Source organism: Clostridium sp. D33t1_170424_F3, from assembly GCF_015667585.1.
Classification (GTDB): Bacteria; Bacillota; Clostridia; order Oscillospirales; family Acutalibacteraceae; genus Anaeromassilibacillus.
In genome coordinates this window covers 1-7,149 of sequence record NZ_JADPEG010000031.1, presented here as the reverse complement: position 1 = coordinate 7,149, position 7,149 = coordinate 1, and the positions used below count along the sequence as shown (strand labels likewise).

Annotated in this window: 3 protein-coding genes and 1 CRISPR repeat array; all 3 genes read left to right on the top strand. The window is 54.0% G+C overall.

Annotated features, from left to right (window positions below):
- Window positions 1-233: hypothetical protein (locus I4V53_RS13750; RefSeq protein ID WP_195986265.1), on the top strand; the 233-nt coding region annotated here is incomplete at its 5' end.
- 321 nt (window positions 234-554) lie between these two features.
- Window positions 555-1,331: direct repeats of the CRISPR family, unit length 33 nt; unit sequence GTCAGTGCCCGCAGGGGCACTGGGGATTGAAAT.
- Between the two features lie 308 nt (window positions 1,332-1,639).
- Window positions 1,640-2,671: an acyltransferase gene (locus I4V53_RS13745; protein WP_195986264.1), complete on the top strand. Its 1,032-nt coding sequence runs from the start codon at window positions 1,640-1,642 to the stop codon at window positions 2,669-2,671.
- Window positions 2,672-2,905: 234 nt separating this feature from the next.
- Window positions 2,906-7,149, top strand: a 4,244-nt coding sequence (locus tag I4V53_RS13740; protein ID WP_195986263.1) for a beta-L-arabinofuranosidase domain-containing protein, incomplete at its 3' end; no start/stop codon positions are given.

Below are 7,149 nucleotides of genomic sequence, written 5' to 3'. Positions count from 1 at the left end.
TGAAGAGAGGCAGCGCCTACTGCTTCAAGATGACGGTTGTCAACGGCAGCAATGCGGCCCCGAACTTCACTGTGGGCAACGGCAATGTGCTCAAGACGCAGTTTGTGGCGAAAATCGGCAACGACTGCTATTACAGAGTCTGGGCCGTCGGCACATCGGGCCAAAGCACCGGCGTATACACAACCATGGCAGGTGAAAAAGCCCAGCAGCATTGTGTGGTAACCGTCGGTTAAGAGCCCACAAAGGGGTCTGCGAAGAAAACCGTAATTACGGTTTTCCCTGTATTTACAAAATTGCTATGATTGAAAGAGGAGGCCGCTTGTGATGAGCGGCCTCCTCCGCATCTTCTATATGCAAATGCAAGCGGCAAAAGTGCGAACCGGAAGCACACATAAAAAGTCTGGGGAATTCGCACTTGAAAAGGCAGATGATAGTTCTTCTATGGGTTGCATCGATAGCAAAGTTAGGGTATGATAAAAATGGAAATTGGCAAATATGTAGGTTTTCTATGAAAGTTGTACCAAACGCAAATGCGTTGTTTGGCAGCTTTTGCTGTCAGTGCCCGCAGGGGCACTGGGGATTGAAATCGATATATGGATACATGTACCGCACGAGGGCGGCGTCAGTGCCCGCAGGGGCACTGGGGATTGAAATCTGCATTTTTAAGCAAGATTATCGCAGCTTGTAAAGGTCAGTGCCCGCAGGGGCACTGGGGATTGAAATTTTATCTGCGGGCAGTACGGCAATGCGGAACCACTTGTCAGTGCCCGCAGGGGCACTGGGGATTGAAATTCCTGAAGCCTGCGCTTGGTCTGAACCCACTACGTCAGTGCCCGCAGGGGCACTGGGGATTGAAATTCCCGGTTCTGCACGACGGTGTTTTCCAGCCGTTCCGTCAGTGCCCGCAGGGGCACTGGGGATTGAAATGGTTTATGATCGGAGATGTCAAAAATCAAATAAAGTCAGTGCCCGCAGGGGCACTGGGGATTGAAATGTATAGAGAAAATTAATTGGCTTATTAATCATGGGTCAGTGCCCGCAGGGGCACTGGGGATTGAAATTGCGTATACAACGATGACGAGCAGGAAGGTAGCTGTCAGTGCCCGCAGGGGCACTGGGGATTGAAATATTCTTGTTGCCGTTGACCTGAGCGCTCTCATCTGTCAGTGCCCGCAGGGGCACTGGGGATTGAAATGATACCGGAAAGGATACTCCGAGGATGGTGACAGCGTCAGTGCCCGCAGGGGCACTGGGGATTGAAATACTTTGGGGATCACGTTGCAATCATTGGCGGTAATGTCAGTGCCCGCAGGGGCACTGGGGATTGAAATCTTGAAACCCCGGATTTGGGATTTCCGGCATGGCGTCAGTGACCGCAAAGGCATTGTGGATAAAAATGACCAATGGGCTGCCAACTTTGAAGAGCGCGCCGCGTCGCTGCCCTTACGGGCGCTGAGGATTACAACCGGCTTCCAATGTGTTTTTGGGAGCCGGTTTGTGTTTTCCATGCAAATTTGTAAGAAACTTTTGAAAAGGTTGGAAAAGCTTTTGCGTTTGCGTTGGAAATGTAGTATGATTTTGTAGAAAAACGCGCAATTTTGGATATGGCGTCCTCAGCGTTGGGAAGGGAAGAAAGGGAATGGAAGAAAACGAATCCAGTGAATGGTACGGATTTATAGAGATTATGCGTGTGATCGGCGCGCTGGGCGTGGTGGTGATTCACGTCTATTTCAGTGTGATCGGCAATTTTCCGGAGATCCGGCCGCCGGCAAAGCAGGCGTTTAATACGGTGTTTATGTTAATGAACTTTGCCGTGCCGCTGTTTATCATGATTTCCGGCGCGCTGTTTTTAAACAGCGGCAAGACCTATACCTATAAGACCATCTGGAAAAACATCCGCCGGATTCTGCTCTGTCTGGTGCTGTTCGGCCTGCTGTATTCCCTGATGCAGCAGGTGTTTGAAACAAGATCGTTGAACGGCGCGATGCTGCTGACTGGCGTTGTGGATATTTTTACGGGGAATCTCTGGGACCACATGTGGTACCTGTATATGATTATCGGGCTTTACCTGTTGGTCCCCGTGATGAAGCCATTTTTTGAGCGGGCAGGCAACCGTGAGGCCTCTGTAGCCCTGCTGTTGCTCTTTGCGTTTAATTCGTTTCTGCCCTGGGTGCAGGAGACGTTCCAGCTTAAAAGCGGATTTTTCCTTCCTGTCAAGGGACCGTACCTGTTTTACTTTCTGGCGGGCGGCCTGTGCTTTCGTCTGCGCGGAACGTATGGCGGGAAAATGCGCGCGCTGGCGTGCGCGGCGGCGGGATTGGGTGCGGTGATGCTGGTGGCGCGTTCCTTTGCGGCGGAACAATTTACGGCGGGCGATTACAGTGCCATGCCAATCTGCCTGTATACGGTGGGGGTGTATTTACTGCTGCAGGAGAGCTTGCTGAACCGCACCCCTTCCGAACGGACCGTCAAGCTGGCGGAAACTACCTGGGGCGTCTATCTGATTCATCCGGTGTTCATTCATCTGCTGTTTAAGGCGCTTCGGTGGAATCCCTTTGATTTTGCGCCGCTGTTCAGCGTGCCGATGGTGATTCTGGCGGTGTTCCTGCTGAGCGTGGGAACCGTTGCTCTGGCAAGAAAGATTCCCCTGATCGAAGAATATGTTTTGTGAAAAACCCCCGCTTTCAAAGCGGGGGTTTTTCGATTCAAGCATGCAACCGGTAAATTTTTTCTGGAATTCATATTAACGCTAAAAATTTGTACAATCTTGTTCTCTTTTTATAAATACAAACCAAATCCAGGTCGCTATGATAAATATGAGATCAAATGAAAAGAGAGGGGAGGGCAGAGAGCTGTTCGTCTGGAGAGGGTTTGTATCATTAGGAGTTGAATAGGAGGAATTACATTGAAAAGGCAGCTATTAGCCGGGTTGCTCAGCGCCGCAGTTCTGCTGTCCGGCGTTCCCACAGCTTTTGCCGCCGGGACGGCGGCAAAAGCCGCAGAGGAACCGGCAAAATCCATCGACTTTACCCATGTGAAAATTACGGACGACTTCTGGGGCGCCCGCCAAAAGCAATTTATCTGTAAAGTTATTCCGACCGGCATTGCCAACGTGGAAAAGGGCGGCGGCGGAATCCCCAACATCATCAACGCGGCCAAGATGCATCGCGGTGAAGAGCACGGTTCCTTCCAGGGCGCGTTCTACGTCGATTCCGACGTGCATAAGGTGCTGGAATCCATGTGTTACGCCCTGCAGATCGACCCCATGGGGGATCAGGAGATCATCGACGGGCAGCAGTATATCCGCGACAAGCTGGATGAGTGGATTCCCTACTATGTGGACGCACAGGAGGAAAACGGTTATTTTGACACCTACTTTATTTTGGGCGCAAGCGGAAACACGCCGAAGTGGTGGGATTTCAACCTGCATGAGCTGTACTGCGCGGGCCATTTTTATGAGGCTGCGATCGCGCATTACCGCGCTACAAACGGGCAGGACACCCGTCTGTTCGACATGGCGATTAAAAATGCGGACTATGTAAACTCCCTGTTTGGCGAGGGCAAATGGAAGCAGGTGCCCGGCCACCAGGAGATTGAGCTGGCGCTGATCAAGCTGGCCAACCTCTGCGAGGAGATCGGCGGCGACTATGCGGCGAAGGCGCCGGAATACGTCAAGCTGGCGGAATTTTTCCTGGATACGCGCGGCGATTTTGAGGACCGCCACGGAACGAACCACAATGCGTCTTACGATCAGGACCACATGCCGGTCAAGGATCAGAAAGAGGCCACCGGCCATGCGGTGCGCGCGGCGTACATGTATACCGCGATGGCGGACGTCAACCTGCTGGAGCAGGACGGCCGTTACGACGAGGCGCTGCTGGCCCTGTGGAACGATATTGAAAACAAAAAGACCTATGTGACGGGCGGCGTGGGCTCCAACCCGGCGAACGAGGGCTACGGCGCGGCGTACGACCTGCCCAACGATACGGCCTACTGCGAAACCTGCGCCAACATCGCCAATGTGATGTTCAACCAGCGTATGAACCTGCTGTACGGCGAGAGCAAATATGCCGACATCGTGGAACGCGGCCTGTACAACAGCATCATCAGCTGCGTAGACTTTGACGGCGAGACCTTCTTCTACGGCAACCCGATGAGCAGCGGAGGCAATAAGCACCGTTCCCAGTGGTTCGGCACCGCCTGCTGCCCGCCGAACCTGATGCGCACGGTTGAGGCTCTGGGCGGTTATATTTACACCCAGCAGGGCGATACCATCACACAGAATCTGTACATCGGCAACGAGGCCAATCTCCAGACGTCGGGCGGCGCGGTGCTTTTGCGTACGGAGACGGAAATGCCCTGGCAGGGAGAAACGGCGATCACCGTAGAGGTTGACGAGCCGACGGCCTTTACCTACCGTCTGCGCGTCCCGGAATGGGCGACGGACGGCAATACAATATCCCTGAACGGGGAATCCATTTCCGCGGAGCCGGACGAAGAGGGGTATATTACCCTGAGCCGGACCTGGACGGATGGGGACAGCATCGATCTGAACTTCCCGATGGAGACAAAGCGCGCCTACAGCGACCCACGGGTCAAAGCGAACGAGGGCGCGGTCGCCGTCAAACGCGGCCCGATCGTCTACGCGGCGGAGGCGGTGGACAACGAATACCCGATTTCCAAGTATATCCTGCTGACCGACGCGACGTTCTCCACCAAGTGGGTGGAAAACCTGGAGGATGAAAAGTTTAACCGGGAGATCGAATATCCAGAATATGTGGAGGCGAATCTCTCCGAGGACTTTGCAGACGCCGAAGCCGCCAAGGCCAGATGGACCAAGGTGGGAGAGGCGGACAAGATCGACATTTCCGGGGGAAAGGTTTCCGTTCAGAAAAGCACAAATAATAAACTGACCGCCGGCGACGAGGCCTGGAGCGATCTGGTTATGGAAATGCAGGTTACGCTGGGTGCGGATGGTACGGAAAGCGGCAACGCCGGTATGCTGATCCGCTCCACAAAGGAAGGCTCCGGCGCGGACAACTACCACGGCTACTATTTCGGCATCAGCCTGGAGGGCGCCGAGTACGGCAAGGCCGACGGCAGCTGGACCAGATTGGGCAAAAAGACGCACGATATTCAACTGGGCGTTCCCTATACGCTGAAGGTAATTGCCTACCAGAACAAATTCCTGTTCTTTGTCAATGGGGAAAAGGTTGGTTCCTTTGACGACCTGGAGCACCAGACGGGCAAAATTGGCCTGCGCGGTTACAACCGCGCCTACGAGGTGGACAATATTGTGATTCGTCCGCTGACTGATGAGGAAATTGCCCTGACAGAAATGCCCAGCGAGGACCACTACGGTGTAAAGCCCGCCATGCAGGTGGTCGCCCATACCAAAGCGAAAATCAAAGATGAAGAAATCAATGCAGATTTGGTCATGACGCCCTACTATGCGTGGGACAACCGTGAAAGCGGCGCGATGGCGATTTATCTGCCGGAAGAATTCAAAGAGGTTCCGCTGGAAAGCTATGCGAAGGCCTCTGCGTCGTATGTGTATCAGTATGATTCGATCGACGCGCTGAACGACGGGACGGACGCCAGATGGACCTCCTGGTCGGGACCGCTCAACCCGTGGGTACAGTACGACTTTGAGGAGCCGATTACCCTGTGGGGCTGCGACATCAAATGGTACGACGACAACGGCGGCGTGAAGGTTCCGGATGGGCTGGAGATCGTTTACTGGAACGGCACGGAATTTGTTCCGGTTACACAGACAGAAGAATACAAAAGTTTTATCAAAAACCAGTATAACAGATACGGCTTTACCCCCATTGTGACGGATAAAATCCGGTTGAACATCAAGAACGACGTGAAAAAGGTTGCTTCCGGCATTATGGAGTGGAAACTCCAAGGGCAGCTGGGAGCCATTGATTTCAATAAAGTTTCGCTTTCCTCCGTGCAGTATGGCCACAAACCGTATGCAACCGAGTACAATACGTTAAATGAAGCGGACTTTACGCCGGTTACCGCAAACAAATTCCGTGTGCTGATGGAAGGCCAAAAGTCTGTCGGCATGAAAGAGTTCCGCCTGCAGAAAGCGGACGGTACATATGCGGAGCAGGATGCAATGGTATCCGCTTCCTATACCTGTGAAGAGTGGTCCACGCTGAAGGCTGTCAACGATGGAAAAGGCTGGGATACCTCGGCGGAGGTCGGTACGGGCTCCACCTGGTCCACGTATCCGGAAGCGGGAATCCAGTGGGTGGAATACGCCTTTAACGAACCCATTACCGTAAAACAGGCGGAAATCTGCTGGTACCGTGCATGGGACGACGGCGTTATAGCGCCGGACAGCTGGAAAATCCAGTATGAGAAGGACGGAGAGTGGGTCGACGTCGACCACGCGGTCTTTGATTTGGACTTTGACAAGGCTGTAATGGAATATACTGTGGAAATGCCGAAATCATCTTCGGCTCCGGTGGTCACAGCGGTGGCCGACGCGTCTTACGCGGCGGTAACGATCCAGCAGGCGGCGTCCTTCCCCGGCAGCGCGCAGATCACCGTGGGTGTGCCCGGTTATCCGGACAGTGAAAAAACCTATACCATCCATTTCGTGGAGCAGGCGGAACAGCTTCCGCAGCTGCTGAACGTGCAGTGGAACCCGAGCCAGGCGGATGTGGAGATCGCCGGCGAGGCGGACGTGCTGATCGACGGCAACGGCATCTACGGCGCGAAGGTGGTTCCGGGCACGAAGCTGACCTTTACTTTCACCCCGGCAAACGGCCCGTTTGCGAGCGCAAAGCTGAACGGCGAGGACATCCCGTTTGAAGCCGACGGCTTTACCTACACCTGTACCATGCCGAACGACAAGACGGTCCTGCGCTTCACCTTCACCAGCGTGAACAAGGATGTTCTGGAAACCCTGCTGGAGAAGGCGAACGAAGTGACCGACGAGCAGCTTGACAAACTGGTTGAATCCGTCCGCACGAAGTTCATCGCGGCGCGCGACAACGCGCAGAAGGTCTTTGAAAGCGATAAGGCCACTCAGGCCGAAGTGAACGAAGCCTGGAAGGAACTGCTCGACGCGATGCATTACCTCTCCTTCGAGGAAGGCACCAAGGACGAGCTGAAATACTGGCTCGACTACGC

What these genes read in the sequence shown, in the direction of transcription:
- I4V53_RS13745 (WP_195986264.1), top strand. Translation starts at nt 1,640, where the DNA reads ATGGAAGAAAACGAATCCAGTGAATGGTACGGATTTATAGAGATTATG.